A 26,809-nucleotide genomic window follows, 5' to 3' on the forward strand; every position below is an offset into this window, starting at 1 on the left:
GCCAACGGCTGGCGCCAGGTGAAGCTGTACTTCATGTGCGGCCTGCCCACCGAGACCGACGACGACGTCCTGCAGATCGCCGAGATGGCGAAGAACGTCATCCGCGCGGGCCGGGAAGCCAGTGGCCGCAAGGACATCCGCTGCACCATCTCCATCGGCGGGTTCGTCCCCAAGCCGCACACCCCGTTCCAGTGGGCCGCCCAGTGCGACCCGGACACTGTGGACAGTCGGCTGCGGAAACTGCGTGAGGCGGTCAACTCCGACCGCGACCGCAGCCTGGGCCGCAACATCGGCATGCGCTACCACGACGGCAAGCCAAGTCTCATCGAAGGCCTGCTGTCGCGCGGCGACCGCCGAGTCGGCCGAGTGATCGAACGAGTCTGGCGCGACGGCGGCCGCTTCGACGGCTGGAGCGAACACTTCTCCTACGACCGCTGGGTTTCCTCCGCCGCGACGGAACTGGAGCCCCTGGGCGTCGACCTGGCGTGGTTCACCACCCGCGAGCGCACCGAGGCCGAGGTCCTGCCCTGGGACCACCTCGACTCGGGCCTCGACAAGGAATGGCTCTGGGACGACTGGCAGGACGCCCTCGACTCCCGCGAACAGGACGACTGCCGCTGGACCCCGTGCTTCGACTGCGGCGTCTGCCCGGCGATGGGGACCGACATCGAGATCGGCCCCACCGGTCGCAAGCTGCTGCCGATCAGTCCCGTCGGCATCGGTTCCCCGGTGCAGAACCCGGCCCTGACCTCCCCGTGACCGTCCGCCGCGCCGCCGACGCCGACCTGGCGTCGGTGGCGCTGCTGCGCAGGCGGTGGACCGAAGAGGACAACGGCCCGGTCGGCTTCCACCAGCTGACCCCGGCTGATACCGGGCCCAACCCTTCACCACCCGACCGGCACTCCACAAACCAAAAGCTATCCGTTCACAGCAGCCAATGCGTCGACCATCCCGTGCCCATGAAAGCTGTTGTACGGCGCATACCCAGAGCAGTAGGCATCCTGCCCACCCGCCCCATCAAGGTCGTAATCCGCCGGACATGGCACCGCTCGAGCCTGTCCCGTCAACAACCGGCTCAACGCCTGCGGAGTCGCCTGCCGATGCGTGCTCGCCAACAGCGCCGCGACCCCCGAGACATGCGGCGTCGCCATCGAGGTCCCGCAGGACTTCGCGTACCCACCAGGCACCGTCGACAGCACGCAGCTGTCCGAGCCCTGGTCCCCGCCAGGCGCGGTCACGTCGACCACCCCAAGCCCATACGCGCTGTACCCGGCCTTGAGCTCCGAAGGGCCCACCGCCGACACCGCCACCACTCCACGCAGGCCCGCCGGCAGCACCTTGCAGCTGTCATCCAGCGTCCGCCGCTCGCCCTTCGCGTCCACCGTCTGCCCATGCGGCCGGGCCAAGTCGATGTTCTCGTTCGACGCCGCCGCCACCACGAGCACGCCCCGCCGCGTCACGTAGTCGACCGCGCGGCGCACTGCTTCGGAGACCACACGTTCTCCTTCGCGGTCGCAGGTCTGCAGCCAGGGGTCGACGAAATAACTGTTGTTGGCCACCGCCATGCCCTGCGCCGCCGCCCACATCAGGCCGCACACCACCGCCTCGGGAAGCACGAACCCGGCGTCGTCGACCACCTTCACCGAGGCCAGCCGCACCCCGGGGGCGACCCCGGTGATGCCGCTGCCATCGTCGGCGGCGGCGATGATCCCGGCGACGTGCGTGCCGTGCGGTGACTCCGTCGGCTGCCACGCCGCGGGCGCCGGGTCGGCCTTGCCGCCCAGACAGCCGGCCGACCGGTCGGTGTCGACGGCGGGCGCGAGGTCGGGGTGGGTGGAGTCGACACCCGAGTCGAGCACCCCGACGACCACCTCGGAGCTGCCCGGGTTGATCTCGCGGGCCCGGTCGGCCCCGATCATCGCCATGTCCCACTGCTCGGCGGTCCGGTCGGCCTTGGGCACCTCGTACGCCGTCCGGGTGACCTCGGCCTGCTTGGACCGCCCGACCGCGTTCTGCGCGCTGAACACCCGGTCGCGGCCCATCAGACCGGGGAACCGGCGGTCACTGGATGTGACCACGCCCACGCCGATCTGCGGGTAGTAGGCCACCGTGGACCCGCACTTCGACGCCGTTTCCGCGGTGGCGTCCTCGGCGCTGGTCCATGGCTCGTAGAGCACGACGAACCGCACGTCGAGCTGGTGATCCCCGCAGGTGACGACACCTGGCTCCATGGGCACGGCGAACGCGGGGTCGGTGCTCACGAGCACCGTCGCGACCGCCGCGACACTGACCACTGCCGCCTGTGTTCGGCGCAGCAGAGGCACGGGCGACCTCCAGTACTGGCCTGCCGGATTGCTCGGGTCGTGCTGACCACTCGCTGCGGACGGTAGCCACGACCCGCGTGGGAAACAACCTGGAAGGCGGAATTGGCCGCCCACCGGCTCCGAGTGCTGCCAACCGGAGTAATTCAGTCGGCGGATCGCGCCACGGTACGGTTCCACCAGCAGGCAGAAGTACCCGTCGGACACATCCCCTAGGAGTAATCCTGAGTCGCCAGGATCAGCCCAACCCGTCGGCCGCGCCGGTGCAGAAGCTGCGCCTGCGCTACGCCAAGCGGGGAAGGCTCCGCTTCACCTCCCACCGCGACGTGGCCCGCACGTTCGAGCGCGCGCTGCGCCGGGCGGGTGTGCCGATGGCCTACTCCCAGGGTTTCAGCCCGCACCCGAAGATCTCGTGGATCGGCGCGGCGCCGACGGGGGTGGCCAGCGAGGCCGAATACGTCGAGATCTCGGTAGTCGAGGCGGTCGACCCCGCCAGGCTCGCGGCCGCTCTCGACGAGGCGCTCCCGCCGGGCATCGACGTCCTGGAGTCGGTCGTGGCCGGTCCGGGCGGGCTCGCGGAGCGCATGGAGGCCAGTCGCTGGCGCATCGAGCTGCCGGGCGTGCCGGTCGACGACCTGCGTGACGCGGTGGCGAAGCTGCTCGCCGAAGAACACGTCGAAGTGGAGCGGCTCACCAAGGACGGCAGGCGGCTGATCGACGCCCGACCTGCGGTTATCCGGGCCGAGGTGCTCGACTCCGCCGACTCGTTGTCCGGTGTGGGCATCGACATGCCAGTGGATTCGCCCCCGTATGGGATACTGATGGCGGTCGTTCGGCAGACAACACCAGCCGTTCGGCCCGACGACGTACTGAGCGCGTTGCGCGTCGTCGCCGCTCTGGAACCGCCCGTGCCCGCGAAGGCGACGCGGATGGCCCAGGGACGGCTTGACGACGATGGCGTTCTGTCCGACCCGCTGGCCCTCGATCGGGCGGCGACAGCCGGATAGTCCGCCTGGGAGACGCAAAGCCTCACCGTGGTCGAACGACCTGCCGTCAGCCGGTGTCGGTCCCATGACCGGTATCGAGACGGCGAGAGGCGAGGATTCCCGCCGCCTTGCGCGGTGGAAACACAACTAGGCCCCTGAGCGGCCGCGTCTGCAGGGACGCGCCCGGGGGCGGAGGAGTTACATGTCGGATATGTCGAACCCTGCCGGAAGCACCGGCGGGGCTACCACCACAGCTACCCAAGCGGCGCTGGCGGATCTTCCCGCCAAGGTTCGGGTGCACGCCCTCGCGAAGCTGCTGGAAGTCAGCAGCAAGGACGTCATCAGCGCCCTCACCGACCTCGGTGAAGAGGTGCGCGGCGCGCAGTCCAGCGTCGGCCGCGACCTGGCCATCAAGGTCGCCGAGGCCCTGACCAGCGACGTGAGCGCCGAGAACGCCACCGAGAGCGTCGTCGAGCCGGTCGTCGAGACGCCGGTCGAGCCGGAGCCGGTGGCTCCGCGCAAGGCCCGGATTCCTCCGACGCCGGTCTTCGCGTCCGCGTCGCCGCTGTTCCTCCCGCCCGAGCCGGTCGCGGCCCCCGCGCCGGTCAAGCGCCGCGAGGAGCGGGTCGAGGAGCCGATCGAGGAGATCGTCCCCAAGGTCGCGCCGAAGGCCGCCGCCCCCGCCGAAGAGGCGCACGCCGACGATGACGATGAGGACGGTGGCGCGAGCCGCCGCCGTCGTCGTGGTCGCCGTGGCCGCGGTCGCGGCAAGGGCGCCAACGACGAGCCCGAGGCGACCGACACCAGGTCGGATGTCGACGAGGCCACCGAGGCCGAAGAGCCCGCGCAGGACGAGCCGTCCACGCAGGACGACGAGACCGGCGACGCCGCCAGTCGCCGTCGCCGCCGCCGTCGCCGCCGCAAGGGCGGGGACGACGGTGACTACTCGGCCACCGAGTCCACTTCGGACGACCCGCCCAACACCGTGGTCCATGTCCGCGAGGTGCGCGACGAGAAGACCGAGGCCGCCGACGCCCGCAACGAGGTGCGCAGCGTGCGCGGCTCCACCCGGCTCGAGGCCAAGCGGCAGCGTCGCCGCGACGGCCGCGAGGCCGGTCGCAGGCGCGCGCCGATCCTGTCGGAGGCCGAGTTCCTGGCCCGCCGCGAGGCCGTCGACCGCGCGATGATCGTGCGGGAGAACCCGGACCGCACGCAGATCGCGGTCCTGGAGGACGGTGTGCTCGTCGAGCACTTCGTCACCTCCACCGGCACCGGCTCCCTGGTCGGCAACGTCTACCTGGGCCGCGTCCAGAACGTGCTGCCCAGCATGGAAGCCGCCTTCGTCGACATCGGCCGCGGCCGCAACGCCGTGCTCTACGCCGGTGAGGTCGACTGGGACGCCGCAGGCCTGGAAGGCAAGGCCCGCAAGATCGAGCAGGCCCTGTCCACCGGCGACAGCGTGCTCGTGCAGGTCACCAAGGACCCGATCGGACACAAGGGCGCCCGGCTCACCACCCAGATCTCGCTGCCCGGCCGCTTCCTGGTCTACGTGCCCGGCGGCGGCGCCACCGGCATCTCCCGCAAGCTGCCGGAGAACGAGCGGCGCAGGCTCAAGGACGTCCTCAAGCGGATCGTCCCCGAGGACGCGGGCGTCATCATCCGCACCGCCTCGGAGGGCATCAGCGAGGAAGAGCTGGGCCGCGACGTCCGCAGGCTGCAGGCGCAGTGGCAGGTCATCAAGGACAAGTCCGAGGGCACCAACGGCGTCAAGAAAGCCGGATCCCCCTCGCTGCTCTACGAGGAGCCCGATCTGCTGGTGAAGGTCGTCCGCGACCTGTTCACCGAGGACTTCACCACGCTCGCGGTCCAGGGTGAGACGGCGTGGGAGACGATCGACTCCTACGTCCGCCACGTGGCCCCCGAACTGCTCGACCGGGTCCGGCGCCATGTCGGGCCGAAGGACGTCTTCGCGGAGACGCGGGTCGACGAGCAGCTGCTCAAGGCGCTCGACCGCAAGGGCTGGCTGCCCTCGGGCGGCTACCTGATCATCGACCGCACCGAGGCGATGACGGTCATCGACGTCAACACGGGCAAGTTCACCGGCTCCGGTGGCAACCTCGAGGAGACGGTGACCCGCAACAACCTGGAGTCGGCCGAGGAGATCGTCCGCCAGCTGCGGCTGCGCGACATCGGCGGCATCATCGTCATCGACTTCATCGACATGGTGCTCGAGTCCAACCGGGACCTCGTCCTGCGCAGGCTCACCGAGTGCCTTGGCCGCGACCGCACCCGCCACCAGGTCGCCGAGGTCACCTCGCTGGGTCTCGTGCAGATGACCCGCAAGCGGGTCGGCACGGGCCTGCTGGAGGCCTTCAGCAACACCTGTGAGCACTGCAAGGGCCGTGGCGTGGTGGTCAGCACCGAGACCGCCAAGGCCGCTCCCGCGCCGCAACAGCAGCAGCAGCCCGCTCCGCAGAAGGAGAAGGAGCCGGAGCAGACCGGCGGCGGCAGGCGCCGCGGTCGGGACCGCGACCGGGACAAGGGCAAGGACCAGCAGCAGCCGGTCGTCAAGGACGAGCCGGTGCGCGATGACGTGAAGAACGCCGTCGCCACCATCGCCAAGGCGACGGTCAAGCACACCGACGACGGCCACGACGTCGAACCGGTGGCCGCTGAGCCGGTCAAGGCCCCTGAGCCCGCCGTGGAGGCGCCCGAGGCCCCGGCCGAGAGTGACTTCTCGGGCGACGGTCACGCGGAGCACGACAACGTCAGCAACGGCCGCGCGCCGGAGCCGGTGGTCGAAGCCCCCGCACCCGTGGCGGCGCCCGCCGTCTCGGCCCCCCGCAGGCGCAGCCGTCGGACCGCCTCGCGGCCTGCCGGCCCGCCGGTCAACGCAGGTCAGGAGGGCTGATGGCGAGCATCACCATCACCGTTGACCACCCCGGTTTGACCTCGATTCCCGCAGGCACGTAACCTGTGACACGGCCCGCCGTTCGGTGGGCCGTGTCATGAGAAGCCCAGCTCGGTGTTGTTCCTCCGGAGCCAGGGCGCCCATGACCCCCATTGTCTAGTAAGCAGGAGCCTTCCCGATGTACGCGATCGTCAAGACCGGCGGCAAGCAGTACAAGGTGGCTGTCGGCGACGTCGTCGAGGTCGAGAAGCTTGTCGGCACGCCCGGCACCGAGCTGAGCCTCGCCGCGGTGCTCGTTGTCGACGGCACCGACGTCACCACCGACGCGGACGCCCTGGCGAAGGTTTCGGTGACCGGCAAGGTCGTCGAGCAGACCAAGGGCCCCAAGATTCGTATCCACAAGTTCAAGAACAAGACCGGCTACCACAAGCGTCAGGGTCACCGTCAGAAGTTGACCCGCGTCGAGGTCACCGGCATCACGGTTAAGTGAGGACCTGAGCAGCCATGGCACACAAAAAGGGTGCATCCAGCTCGCGTAACGGGCGTGACTCCAACGCCCAGTACCTCGGCGTGAAGCGCTACGGCGGCCAGGTCGTCAAGTCCGGCGAAATCCTGCTCCGTCAGCGCGGCACCAAGTTCCACCCCGGTGTGAACGTCGGCCGCGGTAAGGACGACACGTTGTTCGCCCTGGCCGCGGGCGCGGTCCAGTTCGGCGAGAAGCGCGGTCGCAAGACCGTCAACATCGTCCCCGTCGAAACGGCTGCGTAAGTCGTTCGACTGCAAGACTCCGACGAGGGGTGGGCTGGATCGCATCCGGCTCACCCCTCGTCTTTTGTTCGTTCTTGAGAGGAAATTCCAGTGTCCCGATTCGTCGACCGAGTGGTCATCCATGTTGCCGCGGGCAGCGGCGGCAACGGCTGTTCGTCGGTGCACCGGGAGAAGTTCAAGCCTCTCGGCGGCCCCGACGGCGGCAACGGCGGCAACGGAGGTGACGTCGTGCTCGTCGTGGACAGCAACGTCCATACGCTGCTCGACTTCCACTTCCGCCCGCACGCCGACGCGGGCAGCGGAAAGCAGGGTGGCGGCGCGAACCGCGACGGCGCCACCGGCGAGACCGTGGAGTGGAAGGTGCCCGACGGCACCGTCGTCCTGACGCCGGAAGGCGAGATCGTCGTCGACCTGGTCGGGCACGGCACCCGCTTCGTCGCCGCGCAAGGCGGCCGGGGTGGTCTCGGCAACGCCGCGCTGGCCTCCAAGGCCCGCCGCGCGCCCGGGTTCGCCCTGCTCGGCGAGCCGGGGGAGACCCGCGACCTGGTCCTGGAGCTGCGCTCGGTCGCCGACGCGGGCCTGCTCGGCTTCCCGTCCGCGGGCAAGTCGTCGCTCATCGCGGTGATGTCCTCGGCCAAGCCGAAGATCGCCGACTACCCGTTCACCACTCTGGTCCCGAACCTCGGCGTGGTCACGGCGGGGGAGTCGGTCTACACGATCGCCGACGTCCCGGGCCTGATCCCGGGGGCGAGCCAGGGCAAGGGTCTCGGCCTGGACTTCCTGCGCCACATCGAGCGCTGCTCGGTGCTGGTCCACGTGGTCGACTGCGCCACCTACGAAGCCGACCGCGACCCGCTCTCCGACATCGACGCCCTCGAGCAGGAGCTGTCGCTCTACACCCCGTCGCTCGGCGGCGACCTCAACGACCGGCCGCGGATCGTGGTGCTGAACAAGATCGACGTGCCCGAGGCGCGCGAACTGGCCGAGCTGGTCCGCCCCGAGATCGAGGCGCGCGGACTGCCGGTGTTCGAGGTCTCGACCGCCACCCGCGAGGGCCTGCGTGAGCTCAGCTTCGCGCTGGCGAAGGTCATCGAGGAGGACCGGGCGAGCAAGCCCGAGCCCGAGGCCACCCGGACCGTCCTGCGGCCCACCGCGGTCGACGACGCCGGGTTCCGCATCGAGCCGGACCCGGACGAAGAGGGCGGCTTCATCGTCTACGGCGAGCGCCCGCAGCGGTGGGTGCGCCAGACCGACTTCACCAACACCGAGGCCGTCGGCTACCTCGGCGACCGGCTCGCGCGGCTGGGTGTCGAAGAGGCGCTGGCCAGGGCCGGTGCCCGCCCCGGCTGCCCGGTCACCATCGGCACGCACACGTTCGACTGGGAGCCGTCGACCCCGGCCGGTGTCGCGATGATGATGCACGGCCGCGGCAGCGACCCCCGGCTTGACCAGCCCGAACGCATCGGTGCCGCCGAGCGGAAGGTCGCCAAGCTGGCCCGCCGCGCCCGCAAGGACGAGGACGACGACGAGTGACCCTGCGCTCGGCCACCCGCGAGGCGGTGACCTCGGCGCGGCTCATCGTGGTGAAGGTCGGCTCGTCGTCGCTGACTACAGCCGAAGGCGGTCTCGACCCTGCTCGGCTCGACGCACTGGTCGACGCTGTCGCCGCTCGGCGGGCGGCGGGCGGCCAGGTCGTCCTGGTGTCCTCGGGTGCCATCGCCGCGGGGCTCGCCCCCATGGGCATCCCGCGGCGCCCACGTGACCTGGCCACCCAGCAGGCCGCGGCCAGCGTCGGGCAACTGGTGCTCGGGCATGCCTATGTGGCGTCCTTCGCGCGATACTCGCTGACCGTGGGCCAGGTGCTGCTCACCGCCGACGACGTCGTCCGGCGTTCCCACTACCGCAACGCCCAGCGGACCCTGTCTCGGTTGCTGGCGTTGGGGATCGTTCCGGTGGTGAACGAGAACGACACCGTGGCCACCGAGGAAATCCGTTTCGGCGACAACGACCGCCTGGCGGCCCTGGTGGCGCACCTCATCGGCGCCGACGCGCTGGTGCTGCTGTCCGATGTGGACGCTCTGTACGACGGTGACCCCCGGCGCGGCGCGGCCCGTCGTATCGATGAGGTTGCCGACGCGTCCGATGTGGACGGGGTGGTGGCAGGTGCGACTGGCGCGTCCGGCCTCGGAACCGGTGGTATGGCGTCGAAACTCGCCGCCGCCCGGCTGGCGTCGGCGGCGGGTATCCCGGTGCTGCTGGCTTCCTCGGCGCACGCCCCCGAAGCGTTGACCACGGCAGGCGTCGGCACCGCATTCGCCTCCGCCGGGCGCAGGCTCTCAGCCCGCCGCTTCTGGCTCGCCTACGCGGCCGAATCCACGGGCCGCTTGGTCCTCGACGACGGCGCCGTCGCGGCGGTAGTCGTTCGCCGCCGCTCACTGCTGGCCGCGGGCATCACCTCGACCTCCGGCGACTTCGGCCTCGGCGACGTCGTCGAACTCGCCGACTCCACGGGCAAGGTCGTCGCCCGGGGTGTCGTGAACTTCGACTCGACGGAGCTACCGGCCCTGATCGGCCACTCCACGCACCACCTCCCCAACGACCAACGCCGCGAGGTAGTCCACGCAGACGACCTGGTCCCTCTCAGCTGATAGGCCTCGTAGCGCCGCCTTCCCGGAATTTCAAGTGTTGGTCACCGCCCATGCGAAGGTGTGGAGTGGTGGTGACCGTGGTCGAGTGCCGTCACGGTCCCCTTAGGCGGCGGTTGGATGGCCTGGTTGGCATCCATCTGCACCCGGTCGGCCGTCCTGGGTGGTTAGGTGGTTGTGGCGAGGGTGAAGGGGAGTACGGCGTTCGCGCCCGCGTCGCGCAGTGCCGCGGCGGCCACTGTCATGGTCCAGCCCGAGTCGGTCTTGTCGTCCACCACCAGCACCGGTCCGTCCACTCCGGACACAGCCGCCGCCAAGTCCTCAGGCACCCGAACCGATCCCCACAGGTGCGCCAATCGATGCGCGCTGTTGGCCCGCGCGCTCGGCCCGCCGGTGCGCACCTCGCCCAGCAGCGGTAGCCGCCCGATCGCCGCGATCCGGGCGCCGAAGCTCGAGATCAGCTCCGGCCTGCTGCCCGACGCGATGGTCACCACACCTACCGGCCGCTGCTCCCAGTCCCACGCCGAAAGCACCTTCACACACGCGTCGAACACATCGTCCGGGATCGGTCCGTCCTCGCCCGCGAAGACATCCCGCAAACGATTGCCCCAGCCGATGTCGGTGAGCCTGCCGAGCGCGCGCCCAGCCGCCGCTTTGTGACCCGCCTTGATGTTTCCCGACAGCGACACACCCAGCGTCGCCATTCCCGTGGGCCACTGCTTCTTCGGTGTGATCTCCACACCGGGCCTGCGCAGCCGTTCCCGCGCGGCGTCGACGTTGGCGCCGGAGACCTCGTCGCTCCAGCGCTCACCGGTGCAGTTGTCGCACCGGTCGCACGGCGCCGCGTGCGGGTCGTCCAACTCGCGCAGGAGGAACTCCATCCGGCAGCCGTCGGTGTCCTGGTAGTCCAAGATCGCCCGCTGCTCGGACTCCCGCGCGGTCGCGATCCGCGAGTAGCGTTCCTCGTCGTACTCCCACGGCCGGCCGGTCGATTCCCAGCCGCCCCGCACCCGCCGCACCGCGCCGTCGACGTCGAGAACCTTGAGGACCATCTCCAGTCTGCCCCTGGCCAGGTCGACCCTCGGTTCGAGCGCCTGCGTCGACAGCGCCTTGCCCGCGTCGTCCAACGCCGCCAGCACCTCACGCACGACCCGCTCCGCCGGGAACGCGAGCGACGCGAAGTACGACCAGATGTCCTTGTCCTCGCGGCCGGGCAGCAGCACGACATCCGCCCGGCGCACACCACGGCCCGCGCGGCCGATCTGCTGGTAGTACGAGATCGGCGACTGCGGCGCGCCGACGTGCACGACGAAACCCAGGTCCGGCTTGTCGAAGCCCATACCCAACGCCGACGTCGCCACCAGCGCTTTGACCCGGTTGGCGAGCAGATCGTCCTCGGCCTGCTGCCGTTCGGCCGTGTCCGTCCGGCCGGTGTAGGCCGCCACTTCGAAACCGCGGTCACGCAGGAACGACGCCAGCTCCTCGGCCGCGGCCACCGTGAGCGTGTAGATGATCCCCGACCCGGTGAACCGCTCCAGGTTCTCCGCCAGCCACGCCAGCCGGGCCTGCGCGGTCGGCAGCCGCAGCACACCCAGCCGCAGGCTCTCCCGGTCGAGGGCGCCACGCAGCACCATCGAGTCGTCGGTCAGCCCCAGCTGCTGCGCGACGTCCTGGACCACCCGGTTGTTCGCCGTCGCGGTCGTCGCGAGCACCGGCACGCCTTGCGGCAATTCCGCGATAAGAGTCCGCAGCCTGCGGTAGTCGGGCCGGAAATCGTGTCCCCAGTCGGAGATGCAGTGGGCCTCGTCGACCACGAGCAGCCCAGCGGACGCCGTCAGCTTCGGCAGCACCGCGTCGCGGAAGTCCGGGTTGTTGAGCCGTTCCGGGCTCACCAGCAGCACGTCGACACTGCCGTCGGCGACGGCCTCGTGCACGGCCTCCCAGTCCTGCATGTTGGCCGAGTTGATCGTCGCCGCGTGGACGCCCGCGCGGGCGGCGGCGTCGACCTGGTTGCGCATGAGTGCGAGCAGCGGCGACACGATCACCGTCGGCCCCTCGCCCAGCTCACGCAGCAACGCCGTCGCGACGAAGTACACCGCCGACTTGCCCCACCCGGTCCGCTGCACCACCAAGGCGCGGCCGCGGTCGGCGACCAGACCGCGGATCGCGGTCCACTGGTCCTCCCGCAGCTGGGCGTCCGGACCCGCGAGGGCGCGGAGACGCTCCTCGGCTGATGCGCGCAATGCCTGCTCGTCCACGGTTACCTGCTTACCTCATTCGGCCGACAGAGCCGAACTCAGATCCCCAGCCTGCGCTGAAGCTGTGGATAACTCACTGCCGTCGTCGCGGGTGTCTCGCCGGTTCGAGCGCAGTCGGCGACCGCCAGCGCCGCGCCCAAGGCGTGCCGGTAGATCGCTGAGCCGGTGCTGATTCGCGCGATACCCGGCGTTGTCTCGATCCCCGCTTGCCACAGCACGTTGAGCGGGAGCCCGACTTGTTCGGCCACCGCCGCGATCTCACCCGGCTCTGACAGCCCGGGCACGAACACGCCCGAGGCTCCCGCGTCCCGGTACGCGAACAAGCGCGGGATCGTCTCGTCGCGGTGTCCGTCGTCGAGCCAGTAGGTGTCGGTACGCGCGTTGATGAACAGAGCAGGCGCGGCTTCCGCGACCGCACGGATGATCGCCGCGTGCACCTCGACGGGCCGGGTGGCGTCCTCAAGGTTGATTCCCGCCACGCCGAGGTCGGCCAACTCCGCCGCCAGCGCCGCGACCGCGCCAGGGTCGTCGGAGTAACCGCCTTCGAGGTCGACGGTCAGCGGAACGGCCAGCCTGCCGACCAGCGCCCGGGCCAGGCCCATCGTGAGGTCGGGGCTGGTGCCGGTGCCGTCCGGCAGGCCCGCCGCCGCGGTCACGCCGAGGCTGGTCGTGCCGATCGCGGCGAATCCGGCGTCGGCCAGCAGCAACCCGGACGCGACATCCCAGGCGTTCGGGAGGGTGAGCGGCCGGGGGCCGTGGTGCAGGTCGGCGAAGGTCATCGGGTCCTCACAACGAGTCGGGCGGGCAGGCGCATGTTCGGCCGTGACTCATACTCGACATCCACGATGCTCACCTCACCGAGCGCGTCGAGCACTCCCTGCGCCAGCGCGGTGGCCAGGACGGCCCCAGGGCAGGCGTGGCGGCCCGCGCCGAACGTGCCGGTCTCCGTGAGCGACACCCACAGCGCGCTACCGGCGGGCAGGACAACGCCGCCGATGGCCGTGTTCGCGACCGTGCGGCGCTGCGTGCGGTGCACGGGTGCGCTGCGCACCGCCCGCTCGACCCCACCCTCCAGCACCGCCTCGGCGATGAGTGCCGCCGTCGCGTCGTGCGCCTGGAAGAGCACGCTGACAGCGGCCGGGTCGGGGAGCAGCGCCGCCAACGCGAGAAACGCCTCGTCGGACCGTGACTCGCAAAGGTCGCGGGTCAGCCGAACAGCCACGGCGACATCTGCGACGCCCAGTGCGGCGGCCAGAACCGCCACCGGCACCGCGAAGGCGATCTGCATGAGGTCGAACTCCCCACGCGTGTCCCCCGTCCGCGCCGCGGCGGCCGATCTCAGGCCCGACACGTCGGGCAGCACGGCTTCGATCTGAGCACGCCCGCGCGCGTGGTCCGTGCCGTCGGAGAACCGGGCCATCCGGCCGACCAGCCCGCTCGGCCCCGCGACGCTCAGCGCGTCGAGCGCGACCGCCGCATCAGCGGGCTGGTCGACCAGCCAGGTCCCGTCCGTGGATTTCCGCATGCCGCCACGCTAGGGCGACATCCGTTCGGCGTGCGCCGAACAGTCAGACGCGCACCAGCACCTGGTCCAAGTCCTTGCGTACGAGGTCGGGCACGACCGCGTCCTCGGCGGGATAGCCGACGGGGATCACCGCGAACGCCTTTTCGTTGCGCGGCCTGTTCAACACCTCGGACAGGAACTTCATCGGGCTCGGTGTGTGTGTCAGCGCCGCGAGTCCGGACAGGTGCAGTGCCGTCAGCAACATGCCCACCGCGATGCCCACGGACTCGTCGACGTAGTAGTGCTTGTGCTGCTTCTCGCCGTCGAGGTAGTACCTCTGCTCGAACACGACGATCAGGTACGGCGCCTCGGTCAGGTGCGGCTTGTGCTCGTCGGTGCCCAGCGGCCGCAGGGCTGAGAGCCACTCGTCGCCAAGCCTGCCCTGGTAGGAGATCAGTTCCTCCTCCTCGGCCGCTTCTCGGATTCGCGCGCGTACCTCGGGGTCGGTGACGACGACGAACGTCCACGGCTGCTGGTGGGCACCAGAGGGCGCGGTCGCCGCGACCGCGATGGCGTCGATGATCACCTGTTCCGGAACCAGGTCCGAGGAGAACGCGCGCACGGTCCGCCGCGCCTGCATCTTCTCCCGCATGGACGCGGCCGTGCGCAGCGCCTCATGCGCGCTGATCCGGTCCGGCCGGTAAGGGACGGGGGTGTAGGGAAGATCGTGAATCGGAGCCCAAGTCATGTCCCGAGTCTGCCTGCCCGGCAGTGTCGGCGGTCATACCGGAAAGGTCATCTAAACCGCGTCAGGCATCGGCCAGGGGTTCGTTTCACCAGTGCGCGGCCACCGCAAGGGAGCGGGTCGCGCCGGCGGGCAACCCCCAGCCCCGCCGGTCCCCACAGTTGTGCGGCGGCGTCTCACGACCCCCCTCGCGAGACGCCGCCCACACATCTCAGGACTTTCCCGACACCTGTCCGTACGCTGATCAGCTATGTCGCGGCGAATCGGGATCATGGGCGGGACGTTCGATCCCATCCACCACGGCCACTTGGTCGCGGCCAGCGAGGTGCAGTCCCGGTTCGACCTCGACGAAGTGATCTTCGTGCCGACCGGCCACCCTTGGCAGAAGAGCGACCGCGAGGTCAGCGCCGCCGAAGATCGCTATCTGATGACTGTCGTGGCGACGGCGTCGAACCCCCGGTTCTCAGTCAGCCGCGTGGACATAGACCGGGCGGGCGTTACCTACACGGTCGACACATTGCGTGACCTGCGCGCGAAGTACCCCGACGACGAGCTGTTCTTCATCACCGGCGCCGACGCGATGCAGCAGATCCTTTCCTGGCGCGACGCCGACGAGCTGTTCCGCCTCGCGCACTTCGTGGGGGTCACGCGACCCGGCTACCACCTCGAGGACACGCACCTGCCCTCCGGCTCGGTCAGCCTCATCGAGGTCCCGGCGATGGCGATCTCGTCGACCGATTGCCGCACGCGCGTCGCCGACGGCGAGCCGGTCTGGTACCTCGTGCCCGACGGCGTCGTGCAGTACATCTCGAAACGCCACCTCTACGTCGCGGAGGCCTGAGCGCCTCCGGGTACCCTCGACGGGTTGTAGTACCCGTTATGACTTGAGGGAGAAACGTGACAGCCACGCACGCCGCACGCGAGTTGGCACTGGTCGCGGCCACCGCGGCCGCGGACAAGAAGGCCAGCGACGTGATCGTGCTGGACGTGTCCGACCAGCTTGTCATCACCGACTGCTTCGTGATCGCCTCCGCGGCGAACGAACGCCAGGTCGGCGCGATCGTCGAGAACATCGAGGAGAGGATGCGCGAGGCGGGCACCAAGCCCGTCCGCCGCGAGGGCGCCCGCGAGGGCCGCTGGGTGCTGCTCGACTTCGTCGACGTCGTCGTGCACGTCCAGCACACCGAGGAGCGGGTCTTCTACGGTCTCGAGGGGCTGTGGAAGGACTGCCCGCGCATCGAATTCGACGCGGCCCCACCCGCCGACGAGGACGGGGACACGTGAGTCTGCGGACTCTCGTGCTCTGGCGGCACGGAGAGACCGATTACAACGCCTCCGGCCGGATGCAAGGCCACCTCGACTCGAACCTGACCGAGGTGGGCTGGAACCAAGCCCGATTCGCGGTGCCCGCGCTGGCCAGGTTCTCCCCGGACATCGTGGTCGCCTCCGACCTGCGCCGCGCCACCGACACCGCCACGGTGTTCAGCGAGGCCATGGGCGTGCCGCTGCGCATCGACAAGCGGCTGCGGGAGACCAACCTGGGGCTCTGGCAGGGCAAGACCAGCGTCGAGGTCGACGACGGCTGGCCGGGCGTGCGCAGGCGCTGGCAGACCGACGCGACGATCACCCCGCCCGGTGGTGAGACCCGGGTCGAGGTGGCGGCCCGCGCCGCCGAGGTGGTCGCCGAACTCGACACCGGCACCGACGAGACGGCTGTCCTGTGCGCGCACGGTGGCCTGATCACCGCGCTCACCGGCAGGCTCCTCGACCTTCCCGTGGCCAACTGGTCTCAACTCGGCGGCATCAGCAACTGCCACTGGACGGTCCTCGCGCGCCGCGAGACGAGCGGCCTGTCCTGGCGCCTGATCGCCTACAACGCGGGCATCACCGGATAGCCATGCCCACCGTGCTGATGTTCGGCGACTCGCTGAGCTTCCACGGCCCGGATGGCCCCCATCCGGCCGACGACCCGCGTCTGTGGCCCAACGTGGCCGCCGCGGCCATCGGTGGCCACACCGAACTGTTCGCCGGGTTCGGCTGGACCGCGCGAGACGCCTACTGGTCTCTTACCGGCGATCCGAGGGTGTGGGCGCAGCTGCCCAAAGCCGACGTGCTGGTTCTCGCCGTCGGCGGGATGGACACCCTGCCCTCGCCGCTGCCGACCTATCTGCGTCAAGGAATCCGCTACCTGCGCCCCGACAGCCTCCGCCGCGGCGTGCGCAAGGGGTACAGCGCCGCGCAGCCCTGGCTGGCCCGCCTCACCAGGGGACGGCCCGTGGCACTGCCCGCGGCGCTGACCGTCCGCTACCTCGACATGACGGTCGTGGCGATCCGGGCCCTGCGGCCCGACATTCCCGTGATCGCCATTCTGCCCGGGTACCACCGCGCACCGTCCTACGGCTTCGTCCACACCGGCCGCGAACTCGCGGTCCGCACGATGCGGGAGTGGGCTGAGGAAGCCGGGGTGAGCCTGCTCGACTCGGCTGACCTGGTCGGGGCGCACGTGCTGGAGGGCCACGGCAACCCGGACGGCATGCATTGGGGCTGGTCCGGGCACGCGGACGTCGGCAAGGCGCTCGGCGCGCTCGTCGCGTCGCTGGTCGCACCCGACTCGCACTGAGCCTTTCGCCCAGTCGGCGTAGCGCCGCGCGGCGGTTGTCGTAGGTTCGGGCCGTCCGTCCGATTAGGCTCCCGTGTCGTGCCGTTCGCCGTTGTCACCGACTCGACCGCCTACCTGCCTGAGGGTTTCGCGGACCGGCACGCGGTCCATGTGGTTCCGCTCTTCGTCCACATCGACGACAGCGAAGGCCGCGACGGCATCGACATCGGGCCCGCCGAACTCGCCGCCGCGCTCAAGGAACACCGCGTCGTCACCACGTCCAGACCGAGTCCCGCCGAGTTCGCGGTGGTGTACCGCAGGCTGCTCGACGAAGGGGCCGACGGCGTGCTGTCGGTCCACTTGTCCAGCGAGCTGTCCGGGACGTGGGAATCCGCGCGCCTCGCCGCCGAGGAGGTGGGCCCGGACCGCGTCCGCGTCGTCGACTCCCGCACCACGGCGATGGGCCTGGGCTTCGCCGCCCTGCGCGCCGCCGCCGTCGCCGCGGAGGGCGCCGACGGAGCCGCGGTCGAGGCCGCCGCCGTCGAGGCCGCCGCGCACACGAAAAGCTTCATGTTCGTCGAAACCCTGGACTACCTGCGTCGCGGCGGCCGGATCGGCGCGGCGACGGCCCTGCTGGGGACCGCGCTGTCCGTCAAGCCGATCCTGCACGTCCACGACGGCCAGATCGTCCCGTTGGAGAAGGTCAGGACGACGAGCCGAGCCCTTGCCCGGTTGGTCGACCTCGCCGCCGAAGCGGCCGGCGACCAGCCGGTGCAACTCGCGGTTCATCACCTCGCGACGCCCGACCGCGCCGCCGAACTCGCCACCCGACTCGATGAGCGCATCAGCTCGTCGTCGGGCTGCGTGGTCTCCGAACTCGGAGCGGTCATCGGCGCTCATACCGGACCAGGCGTGCTCGGTGTGGTGATCTGCCCCGGTCGGCTGTAACCGCCCAACATCGCACACGAGCCCGACAATCCGGCCCGCCGCGCACCGTTCATCCACATCTTCCGTGGAGCTGTCCACAGCTCGGCAGCGGGTCTGCCGAAGTCGAGCCCGCATCCCTAGCGTCGAATCCATGTTCGACACCAAGCAGTCCCGCACAGCTCACATCGATGACGTCCTGCACCGCCTGACCGCGGCCGCCGACCGGCCGTGGGACGCAGCGGCGGGTACGCCCGAGTATCGCGTCGTCTCCGACGATCCCGAAGCCACTGAAAGCCCAACACCCCGGCACCGTCGCGCGACCCCCGCGGGCAGGCTCGGCAGGCTGATCACCCGCTGGACCAGCGCGGAGGGCACCGCTTGGTGGCGGCGGCCCGCCATCCGCGACTTCAGACCCGGCGAGCGCCCACCCAGGCGTTTCCCGATCGCGATGATGGTCGCGGCTGTCCTCATCGCCGGTGTGATCAGTGCCTTCGTCGCGTTCTCGGGCAGCCCGAAGGCCGAAGTGGCACCGGAGCTCCCGGTCGCGGCCGCGGTCGACCGGGTGAGCAGCCCGGCGAAGCCGGGGGTCGTCGTCGACGTGGTCGGCAAGGTCGTCATGCCCGGGCTGCTGACCCTGCCGGAGGGATCGCGGGTCGCCGATGCCATCCAGGCCGGTGGCGGCTTGCTGCAGGGCACCGATGTGACCGCGTTGAACCTCGCCCGGCGGCTGGTCGACGGCGAACAGATCCATGTCGGAGTCCCGATTCCGCCCGCCGCTTCGGCCCAGACGGCCCAACCCGGACCAGTCGACCTGAACACGGCCTCACCCATTCAGCTCGACACCCTCCCCGGCGTCGGCTCGGTCACCGCCCAGCGCATCGTCGACTGGCGGACGAAACACGGTCGGTTCAGCAAGGTCGACCAGCTTCGGGAGGTGGAGGGGATCGGTCCGGCCAAGTACGAGTCCCTTCGCGAACTCGTCACCGTCCGGTAGCGAGGAGCTGACCCGATGCTGCCGCCGCCTATCCGTCCATCCGCGACACATGACTGGAGGCTGATCCTCGCGGCGGTCGCACTGTGGCTGAGCGCGGCGCTGGGCTTGTTGGTCCACTGGGTGTGCGCGGTCGTCGGGGGCGGCGTGATGGTCGTGGCTGCCATCGCGATCCTGGTGATGGTCCCGAGAACGAGACGCCAGGTTTCCCCCGGTGCGTCCTCGCCGTCCGGGTGGCCCGTGCGGGAGGCGGCTTGGCCGTTGTTGCTCTGCGGCGTGCTGGCTCTGTGGCCGGTTGCCGGACAGATTCGGGACGCGGCGACCGATCCGTTGCTGGACTTGGCCGCCCGCGGTCAGGCGGCGGTGCTTCACGTCGAGGTACGGGAGCGGCCGAAGCCGGTGCGCACGGCGGGGTTCGGCGGCATGCAGCCGGGAATCGGGTCCGTGGTCATCCCCGCGACGGTGGTCGACGGCCGCGCCCACGTGCTGATGGTGGCCCCGGTCGAACCTTGGTCGCACCTGCTGCCGGGTCAGACGCTCACCGCTCGCGGAACACTCGCGCCAGCCGCGTCCGGCCAGCTGACGGTGGCGGTCCTACGGGTGCGGGGCCCGCCGTCATCGGTCGGTGCCGCGCCGGGGTGGCAACAGACCGCGGACTCGCTGCGGGCCGGGCTGAGGCGGGCGGCAGGTGTGCTCGACGCGGAAGCCGCCGGTTTGCTGCCCGCGCTGATCGTGGGCGACACCGACGGGCTCTCGCCGACCGTGGTCGACGAGTTCCGGGTGGCCGGGCTGTCCCACCTGCTCGCCGTGAGCGGGGCGAACCTGGCGATCGTGTGCCTGGCGATCCTGTTCCTGCTGCGCGCGCTGCGGGCGGGCCCGTACGGCTCGGCGGCGGGCGCGCTGCTCGGGCTCGCCGGGTTCGTGGTGCTGGCAGGACCGGAACCGAGCGTCCTGCGCGCCGGTGTCATGGGCGCGGTCGGACTGCTGGCCCTCGCCCTGGGCCGCGACCGGTCCGCGCTCCCCGCCCTCGGGACTGCCGTGATCGTCTTGGTCGCGGTCGACCCGGGGATGGCCACCGCGTTCGGCTTCGTGCTGTCGGTGCTGGCCACGGGCGCCCTGGTCCTGTTGGCGCCCCGGTGGGCGGACGCCCTGGCCCGCCGTCGGGTGCCGCGCGGACTGGCCGAAGCCCTCGCCGTGCCCGCGGCGGCGCACCTGGTGACAGCACCGGTGGTGGTCGGGATGAGCGGCCAGCTCAGCCTGATCGCCGTCGCGGCCAATGTGGTGGTCGCTCCGGTGATCGCCCCGGCCACCGTGCTCGGCGTGCTCGCGGCCGTGGTGATGCCGGGGTGGCCATGGGCGGCGCACTGGTGTGTCCGGCTGGCCGGGCCGGAACTGGACTGGGTGATCACGGTGGCCAGACACGCGGCGGACTTGCCCGGTGCGGCGGTGGGGTGGCCGGACGGCTGGTGGGGCGGTGCCCTGCTGGTGGCCGTCGTGATCGCGGTCGCCGTGGCCTGGCGCTCCCGTCGGGGTCGGTCGGCGCTGGCGTTGGCCCTGGTGACGGTCCTCGTCGTGGTGGTCCCGGTCCGAGTCCTCGCGCCCGCCTGGCCACCGGACGGGTGGGCGGCCGTCGCCTGCGATGTGGGCCAGGGCGACGCCATCGCGCTGGCGGCGGGGGAGTCCGACCGGGCTGTCGTGGTGGACACCGGCCCGGAAGCGGGCCCGGTCGACGACTGCCTCGACCGGCTCGGGGTCACGCGGGTGCCACTCGTGATCCTGAGCCACCTCCACGCCGACCACGTCGGCGGCCTGGCCGGTGTCCTCTCGGGACGCTCAGTCGGGGCCGTTGCCGTGGGATCGGGCCGAACCCCGGACTGGGCCTGGCGACAAGTGCGCCGAGAAGCCGAAGAGGCTGGAGTTCCGCTGGTCGACTTGGCTGGTGGTCAGCGCCTGAGCTGGCCTGAGCTGACGATCGAAGTGTTGTCCCACAACAGAAAGGAAAGGGCCGACGACGAGACCACAGGCAGCGCCATCAACAACCGCTCACTGGTGTTCCGTGCGTCCACGACCGCTGGACGGCTCCTGCTGACCGGCGACATCGAACTGGCGGCCCAAGCCGACCTGATCGAGTCCGAAGTGGACATCTCGGCTGATGTTGTGAAGGTGCCACACCACGGATCTCGGACGACCTCCCCGGAATTCTTGGCAGCGGTGGGGGCGCGCGTCGCGTTGGTGAGTGTTGGTGCACGGAACCGGTATGGGCATCCGAACCCGCGGACGATGGAGGCGTTGCGGAATCTGGGGACTCTGGTTGCGCGGACCGATAGCGATGGCGACAGTGCGGTTGTTCCGGGGCCGGGAATCCGGCGGCGGGGTGCGCGTGGCCCGCCAGTCTGCTCGGTGCCTTGCTCTGGGGATCGAGCGAGCTTGCCGCGATCCCCAGAGCATTGAGGTCACCTGCGAGAAAGCGCCTCGCGCACGGCGGCGGCTGACGGTGGGACGGTGGCGAGGGGGCCGATCTTGTCCTGGACCGCGTCCAAGGTCTTGAGGCCGTCGCCGGTGATGAGGAGGACGGTTTCCGCGTCGGGGTCCAGTTTGCCGTTCTCGACGAGCTTCTTCGCGGTCGCGACGGTCACGCCGCCTGCGGTCTCGGCGAAGATGCCCTCGGTGCGGGCCAGCAGGCGGATGCCCTCGACGACCTCTTCGTCGGTCACGTCCTCCACGGCGCCGTTCGTGCGGCGGACGGAGTCCAGCACATACGGGCCGTCGGCGGGGGCGCCGATGGCCAGCGAGCGGGCGATGGTGTCCGGCTTGACCGGGCGGATCACGTCGCTGCCCGCCTTGTAGGCCGTGGACACCGGCGAGCAGCCGGTGGCCTGGGCGCCGAAGATGCGGTACGGAGTGGGCTCGACCAGGCCCAGGTCGCCGAACTCGCGGAAGGCCTTGTCGACCTTGGTGAGCTGTGAGCCGGAGGCGACCGGGATCACGACCTGCCCGGGGAGTCGCCAGCCGAGCTGCTCGGCGACCTCGTAGCCGAGGGTCTTCGAACCCTCGGCGTAGTACGGGCGGACGTTGACGTTGACGAACGCCCAGTCCTCGTGTTCGGCGGCCAGTTCGGTGGCGAGCCGGTTGACGTCGTCGTAGTTGCCGTCGACGGCGATCAGGGCGCCGTCGTACACGGCGGTGGTGAGGATCTTGGCGCGCTCGAGCGAGGAGGGAATGAGAACGACCGAGTCCCAGCCAGCGCGCGCCGCGGCGGCGGCGACGGCGTTGGCCAGGTTGCCGGTGGACGGGCACGCGAGCACGGAGAAGCCGAGCTGGCGGGCGGCGGCGAGGGCGACGGCGACCACGCGGTCCTTGAAGGAGTGCGTGGGGTTGCCCGTGTCGTCCTTGACCCACAGGTTCTTGACGCCGAGCGCGGCGCCGAGGCGGTCGGCCTTGACCAGGCGGGTCATCCCGGGATCGGTGTTGGGGTGGGTGTCGACATCGGCGGGCACGGGGAGCAGCCCGCGGTAGCGCCAGATGGACTTGGGACCCGCTTCGATGTCCGCGCGAGTGATCTTGCCGAACTCGTAGGACACCTCAAGCGGGCCGAAACACTCGGCACAGGCGAATTCCGCGGCGAGCGGGATCTGGTGGCCGCACTCGCGACACGACAGAGCGCGCGCGGAACCGAGGTCGAGGGTGGTGGGACGCTGGGCGTCGACTGCCGATGTCATCGCGAGGTATCTCCTCATCTATCCCGCAAGCGGGTCGGAATTGGCACCGTGATCGCGCACACGTCTCCTTGAGGAGGACATGGCTCACGCCGGTTGCCGGGGCTTCTTCGGGCCGATCCCTCTGCCCCTCTGGATGAGCGGTATTCAGTTATGCCGGCGACGCTACGGCACGGTGTCCGGCAGGTGCCACCGAGCGTCCAGTATCCGAGAGAGGTTGCGCGCCCGCGGGTGTCGCCCGCCCATGGCAGGATTCTCAGCGTGAACTCGCCCGCGGTCACCCCGGCACCTCTGCAACTCGCGCTGGGGGAGGAGGAATTGCTGGTCGAGCGCGCGATCCGCGCCGCACTCGACTCAGCTCGCCTCGCCGACCCGTCCGCCGACCTCACCCGGGTGCGCGTGGCTGAACTCACATCACCTGAGCTGGCCGAACTGGTCTCGCCGTCACTGTTCGCCGAAGGCCGGGTGATCGTCATCGACGCCGCCCACGAGGCCACCCAGGACATCGCGGCGGTGATCATCTCGTATGTGAAGAACCCCGCCGAGGGCATCGTGTTCGTCGTCGTCCACAACGGCGGCGGCCGCAAGGCGGGCAAGGACATCGTCGCCGCGATGCGCAAGGCGGGAGCGGTCGTCACGGAGTGCGCCAAGATCACCAAACCCGCCGAGCGAGAGGCGTTCGTTCGCAACGAGATCCGTCGGGCGGGCGGCAAGACCGACCCGGCCGCAGTCGCGGCGCTGGTCGACTCGGTGGGCTCGGACCTGCGCGAACTCGCCGCCGCCTCCGCCCAGTTGGTGGCCGACACCGCGGGGGCGGTGACGGAGGAAGCGGTTCGCCGCTACCACCGGGGACGTGCGGACGTGACCGGCTTCGCGGTCGCGGAGAAGGCCGTGACCGGCGACGTCCCGGGCGCCCTCGAAGCGCTGCGGTGGGCGATGCACCTCGGGGTGCCACACGTGCTGGTGGCCGACGCGCTCGCCGATGCCGTCCGCACGGTCGCGCGGGTGGTGGGGGCGGGCCGCGCCGACCCGTTCCGGCTGGCCGGTGAGCTGGGCATGCCCGCGTGGAAGGTGAAGAAGGCGCTGGCCCAGAGCCGCGGGTGGAAGCCCGCAGGCTTGGTCGAGGCGATGCGAGCGGTAGCCGAGGTCAACGCCGACGTGAAGGGCGTGGCGGCCGACGCCGACTACGCCCTGGAACGCGCCGTCCTCCGGCTCGCCAAGGCGCACCGCCGGGAGTAGGCGCGGGTTCCTGTTGCGGGCTGCGGCCTGGGTGCGGGGCGTTCTCCGGTTCGCTGGGGCGCATCGCTGGGGAGCCGCCCTGGCTCCTTGTTCGCGGGCTGCCCGCGCCGGTCAGGCCGGGTTCAGGGCTTGGGGGCTCGGCTGGCGAGGATCTCGTCGCGGCGGGCCAACCGGTTCTTGCGGCGGATCTCGGCTTCCCGGCCACGCCGTTCGTCCTCCGGTGTCTCCGCCACCACCGCGGGCACCGATCGGGGGTTGCCGTCCCCATCGACCGCGACGAAGACGAGGTAGGCCGTCGCGACCCGGGTGGGTGGGACGCCTGCGCGGTCCCAGGGCTCGGCCAGCACCCGGACGCCGACCTCCATCGAGGACCGGCCCGCCCAGTTGACCTGCGCGTGGGCGTGGACCAGGTCGCCGACTCGCACCGGGTGTAGGAACGTCATGCCGTCCATCGCAGCCGTGACGGCGGACCCGCCGGAGTGGCGCTGGGCGACCGCCCCGGCCACGTCGTCGACGAGTTTCATGATGACGCCGCCGTGCACCGTGCCGAGCAGGTTCGTGTCCAGCGCCGTCATGATGTGCGACAGCGACGTGGCGGCCGCCGAGGTGGGCTTCGGGTCCAGATCCATGCGCCGAAGTCTGCCTCAGACGCGAACAGCGCCGCCCACCAGCAAGGTGGACGGCGCTGTCGGAAAGGCTTGGGTCAGCCGAGCTTGTTGACCGCCAGGGCCATCGCCGACTTCTTGTTGGCGGCCTGGTTGGCGTGGATGACGCCCTTGCCCGCGGCCTTGTCCAGCTTGCGGCTGGCGTCCTGCAGCAGCTCCTGGGCCTTGGCCTTGTCGCCTGCCTCGGTCGCCTCGCGGAACTTGCGGATCGCGGTCTTGACCGAGGACTTGACGGACTTGTTGCGCTGGCGCGCCTTCTCGTTCGTCTTGATGCGCTTCATCTGGGACTTGATGTTGGCCATGCGTGAACTCCTCGATTCAAAACGCGGATTGCGTGCCGCTGTCTTCGTGTGGCCCTGCTTGCGCAGGTCTCCTCCAGGGCGGAGTGCCGTACGGCGCGTCGAGCAAGGTTAACAGGCCTGGTCCTGGGCTCATCCATCGGCTCTTCCGGTTGCGCGATGGCGATCGGCACCGCGTTCGCGGCGCTGGTGGAGAGCCTGGCGGGCAACGTGCTGATGCAGTTGGTCGCGGCGATCTTCGGCAAGCCCGACTTCAGCAGCCTCATGTTCACCGTCAACGGCGCCGAGCTCAAATACGGCGCGTTCCTCACCGAGCTGTTGAACTTCCTGCTGCTCGGACTTGTCCTGTTCGGCCTGGTCAAGCTCATGAAGAAGGCGGGCCTGGGCAACTTCCGGGCGCAGGGCAGCCGCGAGTGCCCCTACTGCAAGGAGTTCGTCCCGCGACGCGCTCAAGTGCAAGTGGTGACCGCCGACATCGACCCCGCGCTGCTCGACGAGGAGGACACGGAGCTCATCGCCTCGCGGACGAAGGTCGCCGAGTAATCACTGCGCGTCCTTGGGCGGGCGGCCTCGCCGGGGCGGGCCGCCCGTTCCGTCGGGCAGCCTCCCCGCCTCGGCGAGGGCCCGGCGGAGCATGAACTCGATCTGCGCGTTGGTGCTGCGCAGCTCGTCGTTCGCCCACCGGGCCACCGCGTCGTGCACGGCCGGGTCCAACCGCAGGAGGACCTTCTTGCGCTCGGCCATCAGTGGTAGAGCGACCCGGCGTTCACCACGGGCTGGGCCTCGCGGTCACTGCACAGCACGACCATCAGGTTGCTGACCATCGCCGCTTTGCGCTCCTCGTCGAGGTCGACCACGTCGTTCTCGGCGAGCCGGGCCAGCGCCATCTCCACCATGCCGACCGCCCCCTCGACGATCCGTGAGCGGGCCGCGACCACCGCGCCCGCCTGCTGCCTGCGCAGCATCGCCTGCGCGATCTCCGGCGCGTACGCCAGGTGCGTGATGCGCGACTCGATGACCAGCACCCCAGCCGATTCGACCCGGGCGGCGATCTCCGCGGAGAGCCGCCGGGTGATCTCCTCGGCGTTGTCCCGCAGCGACATCGCGTCCTCGCCGTGGACGTCGTACGGGTACGTGTTGGCGATGTGCCGGACCGCGGTCTCGGTCTGGATCGCCACGAAGGCGATGAAGTCGTCGACCTCGAACACCGCTCGCGCCGTGTCCTCGACCTTCCAGACCACCACGGCGGCGATCTCGATCGGGTTGCCGTCGGCGTCGTTGACCTTCATGACCGCGGTCTCGTGGTTGCGGATCCGGGTCGACACCTTGCGCCGGGTGGTGAACGGGTTCACCCACCGCAGCCCGTCGAGCCGCACCGTTCCCGTGTAGCGGCCGAGAAACTGCAGGACCCGGGCCTCGCCGGGCGCGACCATGGTGAGCCCGCCCCCCGCGAGCCCGGCCGCGATGACGGCGACGACGCCCAGCACGATCGCCCCCGCCGCCACCGGCTTGCTGATCTCCACGCCCCCCGCGAGCCCCCCGATGCCGACGCCGATCAGTCCGAGTCCGGCGACCGCCAGCACGAACGCGGCCCCGGCCAGCGGCAGTCCTGCCGCGCCGAACGCCTCTTTCTCACGCACTCGCGGCGTCGGCAGCACTGGCCGGTCGAATTCCTCCGGTGTGGTCATAGCCCCTCCCCTGGGATAGCTCGTGCTTAGCAAAGTGATATCACTTTTTCGGGGAGGATGTCCAGTCACCGCCAGCCGTAGCGCTCCCGCAGGGCGGCGGCGACCAGGGCGAACCGGTCCGCGTCGAGGACCGAGCCCTCGCGCCGGAGGTCGCCTTCGCCGAGTTCGAAGAGCCGGTCCAGCCGCAGATACGACACCCGGGCGTCGCGGTCCCAGGTGCCCGAGCCGACCTCGAGCCAGTCGTCGCGCTCGCGATCGTGCGGAGTTTTGCTCGACAGCATCAGCGCCCGCAGGGTCGCCCCCTGCCTGCCGACGACGAGCAGCGGCCGGTCCTTGCCGCGATCCGGATCGTCCTCATAGGGCACCCAGGCCCAGACGATCTCGCCCGGATCAGCGTTTCCGTCGAGATCCGGTGCGTAGTCGATGGTGGCGGGACGGTCGGTGGACGCCTCCCAGACCGCGCCGCGCGCGGGTCGGGGGTCATCAGAGGTAGCTCGCACGGGGCGCGAGCGTAGTCGCGCGCGCGCCGGATCCCCGGTAGGACTTG

26 protein-coding genes, 1 pseudogene and 1 riboswitch are annotated in these 26,809 nt (G+C 70.5%); of the genes and pseudogenes, 16 read left to right on the forward strand and 11 right to left on the reverse strand.

The genetic code is table 11. The annotated features are described in order from the left end of the window. Positions 1-759: pseudogene (locus ACRDSQ_RS13745) on the forward strand (TIGR03960 family B12-binding radical SAM protein); the annotation flags it as partial. 158 nt (positions 760-917) lie between these two features. Here ACRDSQ_RS13745 and ACRDSQ_RS13750 read toward each other — a convergent pair. Continuing rightward, positions 918-2,324, reverse strand: coding sequence for a S8 family peptidase (locus tag ACRDSQ_RS13750; protein ID WP_431421431.1), 1,407 nt, complete (start codon positions 2,322-2,324; stop codon positions 918-920). Positions 2,325-2,584: 260 nt separating this feature from the next. On the opposite strand from ACRDSQ_RS13750, the gene ACRDSQ_RS13755 reads away from it, so the two are divergent. From ACRDSQ_RS13755 to proB, 6 genes are all read left to right on the forward strand, one after another. After that, positions 2,585-3,328, forward strand: a complete 744-nt coding sequence (locus ACRDSQ_RS13755; protein WP_431421433.1) for a TIGR03936 family radical SAM-associated protein — start codon at positions 2,585-2,587, stop codon at positions 3,326-3,328. A 181-nt stretch (positions 3,329-3,509) separates the two neighbouring features. Next, positions 3,510-6,218 carry a translation initiation factor IF-2 N-terminal domain-containing protein gene (locus ACRDSQ_RS13760; protein ID WP_431421434.1) on the forward strand — a complete coding sequence of 903 codons (2,709 nt, stop codon included), beginning with the start codon at positions 3,510-3,512 and terminating at the stop codon, positions 6,216-6,218. A 178-nt stretch (positions 6,219-6,396) separates the two neighbouring features. Further along, positions 6,397-6,708 (forward strand): 50S ribosomal protein L21, encoded by a 312-nt coding sequence (rplU, locus tag ACRDSQ_RS13765; RefSeq protein ID WP_091372430.1) that lies wholly within the window; start codon positions 6,397-6,399, stop codon positions 6,706-6,708. Positions 6,709-6,722: 14 nt separating this feature from the next. Continuing rightward, a complete protein-coding gene (gene rpmA, locus ACRDSQ_RS13770; RefSeq protein WP_091372427.1) occupies positions 6,723-6,986 on the forward strand; it encodes a 50S ribosomal protein L27 in 264 nt (87 codons plus the stop codon). Positions 6,987-7,076: 90 nt separating this feature from the next. Then, on the forward strand, positions 7,077-8,519 hold the full coding sequence (gene obgE, locus ACRDSQ_RS13775) for a GTPase ObgE (protein ID WP_431421437.1): 1,443 nt from the start codon (positions 7,077-7,079) through the stop codon (positions 8,517-8,519). Continuing rightward, positions 8,516-9,634 carry a glutamate 5-kinase gene (proB, locus tag ACRDSQ_RS13780; protein WP_431421438.1) on the forward strand — a complete coding sequence of 373 codons (1,119 nt, stop codon included), beginning with the start codon at positions 8,516-8,518 and terminating at the stop codon, positions 9,632-9,634. The genes obgE and proB overlap by 4 nt, the downstream gene beginning before the upstream one ends. A 164-nt stretch (positions 9,635-9,798) precedes the next feature. On the opposite strand, the gene ACRDSQ_RS13785 is transcribed toward proB, so the two are convergent. From ACRDSQ_RS13785 to ACRDSQ_RS13800, 4 genes are read right to left on the reverse strand one after another with little or no spacing between them, the layout of a single operon-like run. Further along, the gene (locus ACRDSQ_RS13785; protein ID WP_431421440.1) at positions 9,799-11,889 is read right to left on the reverse strand and encodes a RecQ family ATP-dependent DNA helicase; all 2,091 of its coding nucleotides are present in this window, start codon (positions 11,887-11,889) and stop codon (positions 9,799-9,801) included. A 38-nt stretch (positions 11,890-11,927) separates the two neighbouring features. Beyond that, a complete protein-coding gene (locus ACRDSQ_RS13790; RefSeq protein WP_431421441.1) occupies positions 11,928-12,668 on the reverse strand; it encodes an isocitrate lyase/PEP mutase family protein in 741 nt (246 codons plus the stop codon). Continuing rightward, positions 12,665-13,414, reverse strand: a complete 750-nt coding sequence (locus tag ACRDSQ_RS13795; protein WP_431421442.1) for a hypothetical protein — start codon at positions 13,412-13,414, stop codon at positions 12,665-12,667. Before ACRDSQ_RS13795 ends, ACRDSQ_RS13790 begins: the two co-directional genes overlap by 4 nt. A 43-nt stretch (positions 13,415-13,457) precedes the next feature. Further along, positions 13,458-14,141, reverse strand: coding sequence for a nitroreductase family protein (locus ACRDSQ_RS13800; RefSeq protein WP_431421443.1), 684 nt, complete (start codon positions 14,139-14,141; stop codon positions 13,458-13,460). A 247-nt stretch (positions 14,142-14,388) separates the two neighbouring features. Between ACRDSQ_RS13800 and nadD the strand changes: the two genes are divergently transcribed. The 7 genes from nadD (at position 14,389) to ACRDSQ_RS13835 (ending at position 21,106) form a co-directional block, all read left to right on the forward strand. Next, positions 14,389-14,979 (forward strand): nicotinate-nucleotide adenylyltransferase, encoded by a 591-nt coding sequence (nadD, locus tag ACRDSQ_RS13805; RefSeq protein ID WP_431421444.1) that lies wholly within the window; start codon positions 14,389-14,391, stop codon positions 14,977-14,979. A gap of 56 nt (positions 14,980-15,035) precedes the next feature. Further along, the gene (gene rsfS, locus ACRDSQ_RS13810; protein WP_431421445.1) at positions 15,036-15,422 is read left to right on the forward strand and encodes a ribosome silencing factor; all 387 of its coding nucleotides are present in this window, start codon (positions 15,036-15,038) and stop codon (positions 15,420-15,422) included. Beyond that, complete coding sequence (locus ACRDSQ_RS13815; protein WP_431421446.1) at positions 15,419-16,033, forward strand: histidine phosphatase family protein; 615 nt, start codon at positions 15,419-15,421, stop codon at positions 16,031-16,033. Before rsfS ends, ACRDSQ_RS13815 begins: the two co-directional genes overlap by 4 nt. A 2-nt stretch (positions 16,034-16,035) precedes the next feature. Beyond that, positions 16,036-16,758: a diglucosylglycerate octanoyltransferase gene (gene octT, locus ACRDSQ_RS13820; RefSeq protein ID WP_431421448.1), complete on the forward strand. Its 723-nt coding sequence runs from the start codon at positions 16,036-16,038 to the stop codon at positions 16,756-16,758. Positions 16,759-16,836: 78 nt separating this feature from the next. Continuing rightward, positions 16,837-17,685, forward strand: a complete 849-nt coding sequence (locus tag ACRDSQ_RS13825) for a DegV family protein (protein WP_431421449.1) — start codon at positions 16,837-16,839, stop codon at positions 17,683-17,685. Positions 17,686-17,815: 130 nt separating this feature from the next. Continuing rightward, positions 17,816-18,658 (forward strand): helix-hairpin-helix domain-containing protein, encoded by an 843-nt coding sequence (locus ACRDSQ_RS13830; protein WP_431421451.1) that lies wholly within the window; start codon positions 17,816-17,818, stop codon positions 18,656-18,658. Positions 18,659-18,673: 15 nt separating this feature from the next. Beyond that, a complete protein-coding gene (locus ACRDSQ_RS13835; RefSeq protein ID WP_431421452.1) occupies positions 18,674-21,106 on the forward strand; it encodes a ComEC/Rec2 family competence protein in 2,433 nt (810 codons plus the stop codon). Between the two features lie 2 nt (positions 21,107-21,108). On the opposite strand, the gene thrC is transcribed toward ACRDSQ_RS13835, so the two are convergent. Then, entirely contained in the window at positions 21,109-22,374 is a 1,266-nt protein-coding gene (gene thrC, locus ACRDSQ_RS13840) for a threonine synthase (protein ID WP_431421453.1), read from the reverse strand. Positions 22,375-22,385: 11 nt separating this feature from the next. Further along, positions 22,386-22,514, reverse strand: a riboswitch (SAM riboswitch). Between the two features lie 118 nt (positions 22,515-22,632). On the opposite strand from thrC, the gene holA reads away from it, so the two are divergent. Continuing rightward, positions 22,633-23,610, forward strand: a complete 978-nt coding sequence (gene holA, locus ACRDSQ_RS13845; protein WP_431421455.1) for a DNA polymerase III subunit delta — start codon at positions 22,633-22,635, stop codon at positions 23,608-23,610. Positions 23,611-23,732: 122 nt separating this feature from the next. Here holA and ACRDSQ_RS13850 read toward each other — a convergent pair whose 3' ends face one another. After that, positions 23,733-24,239, reverse strand: coding sequence for an acyl-CoA thioesterase (locus tag ACRDSQ_RS13850; protein WP_431421456.1), 507 nt, complete (start codon positions 24,237-24,239; stop codon positions 23,733-23,735). Between the two features lie 74 nt (positions 24,240-24,313). After that, entirely contained in the window at positions 24,314-24,577 is a 264-nt protein-coding gene (rpsT, locus tag ACRDSQ_RS13855) for a 30S ribosomal protein S20 (RefSeq protein ID WP_431421457.1), read from the reverse strand. A 156-nt stretch (positions 24,578-24,733) separates the two neighbouring features. On the opposite strand from rpsT, the gene ACRDSQ_RS13860 reads away from it, so the two are divergent. Then, positions 24,734-25,117 carry an MscL family protein gene (locus ACRDSQ_RS13860; protein ID WP_431421458.1) on the forward strand — a complete coding sequence of 128 codons (384 nt, stop codon included), beginning with the start codon at positions 24,734-24,736 and terminating at the stop codon, positions 25,115-25,117. On the opposite strand, the gene ACRDSQ_RS13865 is transcribed toward ACRDSQ_RS13860, so the two are convergent. From ACRDSQ_RS13865 to ACRDSQ_RS13875, 3 genes are all read right to left on the reverse strand, one after another. Next, positions 25,118-25,318, reverse strand: coding sequence for a hypothetical protein (locus tag ACRDSQ_RS13865; protein WP_431421460.1), 201 nt, complete (start codon positions 25,316-25,318; stop codon positions 25,118-25,120). It lies immediately after the preceding gene. Continuing rightward, entirely contained in the window at positions 25,318-26,262 is a 945-nt protein-coding gene (locus tag ACRDSQ_RS13870; RefSeq protein WP_431421461.1) for an SPFH domain-containing protein, read from the reverse strand. Before ACRDSQ_RS13870 ends, ACRDSQ_RS13865 begins: the two co-directional genes overlap by 1 nt. 65 nt (positions 26,263-26,327) lie before the next feature. Next, a complete protein-coding gene (locus ACRDSQ_RS13875; RefSeq protein ID WP_431421462.1) occupies positions 26,328-26,762 on the reverse strand; it encodes a type II toxin-antitoxin system PemK/MazF family toxin in 435 nt (144 codons plus the stop codon). Between the last annotated feature and the right edge of the window lie 47 nt (positions 26,763-26,809).

This window comes from Actinokineospora sp. (assembly GCF_050699995.1).
In the GTDB taxonomy this organism is placed as follows: domain Bacteria; phylum Actinomycetota; class Actinomycetes; order Mycobacteriales; family Pseudonocardiaceae; genus Actinokineospora.

Excerpts from the sequence above, each read along its gene's own strand:
- ACRDSQ_RS13760 (WP_431421434.1), top strand. The coding sequence starts at position 3,510 with ATGTCGGATATGTCGAACCCTGCCGGAAGCACCGGCGGGGCTACCACC.
- rplU (WP_091372430.1), top strand. The coding sequence starts at position 6,397 with ATGTACGCGATCGTCAAGACCGGCGGCAAGCAGTACAAGGTGGCTGTC.
- rpmA (WP_091372427.1), top strand. The coding sequence starts at position 6,723 with ATGGCACACAAAAAGGGTGCATCCAGCTCGCGTAACGGGCGTGACTCC.
- ACRDSQ_RS13790 (WP_431421441.1), bottom strand. The coding sequence starts at position 12,668 with ATGACCTTCGCCGACCTGCACCACGGCCCCCGGCCGCTCACCCTCCCG.
- ACRDSQ_RS13795 (WP_431421442.1), bottom strand. The coding sequence starts at position 13,414 with ATGCGGAAATCCACGGACGGGACCTGGCTGGTCGACCAGCCCGCTGAT.
- ACRDSQ_RS13800 (WP_431421443.1), bottom strand. The coding sequence starts at position 14,141 with ATGACTTGGGCTCCGATTCACGATCTTCCCTACACCCCCGTCCCTTAC.
- nadD (WP_431421444.1), top strand. The coding sequence starts at position 14,389 with ATGTCGCGGCGAATCGGGATCATGGGCGGGACGTTCGATCCCATCCAC.
- octT (WP_431421448.1), top strand. The coding sequence starts at position 16,036 with ATGCCCACCGTGCTGATGTTCGGCGACTCGCTGAGCTTCCACGGCCCG.
- ACRDSQ_RS13830 (WP_431421451.1), top strand. The coding sequence starts at position 17,816 with ATGTTCGACACCAAGCAGTCCCGCACAGCTCACATCGATGACGTCCTG.
- ACRDSQ_RS13835 (WP_431421452.1), top strand. The coding sequence starts at position 18,674 with ATGCTGCCGCCGCCTATCCGTCCATCCGCGACACATGACTGGAGGCTG.
- thrC (WP_431421453.1), bottom strand. The coding sequence starts at position 22,374 with ATGACATCGGCAGTCGACGCCCAGCGTCCCACCACCCTCGACCTCGGT.
- ACRDSQ_RS13850 (WP_431421456.1), bottom strand. The coding sequence starts at position 24,239 with ATGGATCTGGACCCGAAGCCCACCTCGGCGGCCGCCACGTCGCTGTCG.
- rpsT (WP_431421457.1), bottom strand. The coding sequence starts at position 24,577 with ATGGCCAACATCAAGTCCCAGATGAAGCGCATCAAGACGAACGAGAAG.
- ACRDSQ_RS13860 (WP_431421458.1), top strand. The coding sequence starts at position 24,734 with ATGGCGATCGGCACCGCGTTCGCGGCGCTGGTGGAGAGCCTGGCGGGC.
- ACRDSQ_RS13865 (WP_431421460.1), bottom strand. The coding sequence starts at position 25,318 with ATGGCCGAGCGCAAGAAGGTCCTCCTGCGGTTGGACCCGGCCGTGCAC.
- ACRDSQ_RS13870 (WP_431421461.1), bottom strand. The coding sequence starts at position 26,262 with ATGACCACACCGGAGGAATTCGACCGGCCAGTGCTGCCGACGCCGCGA.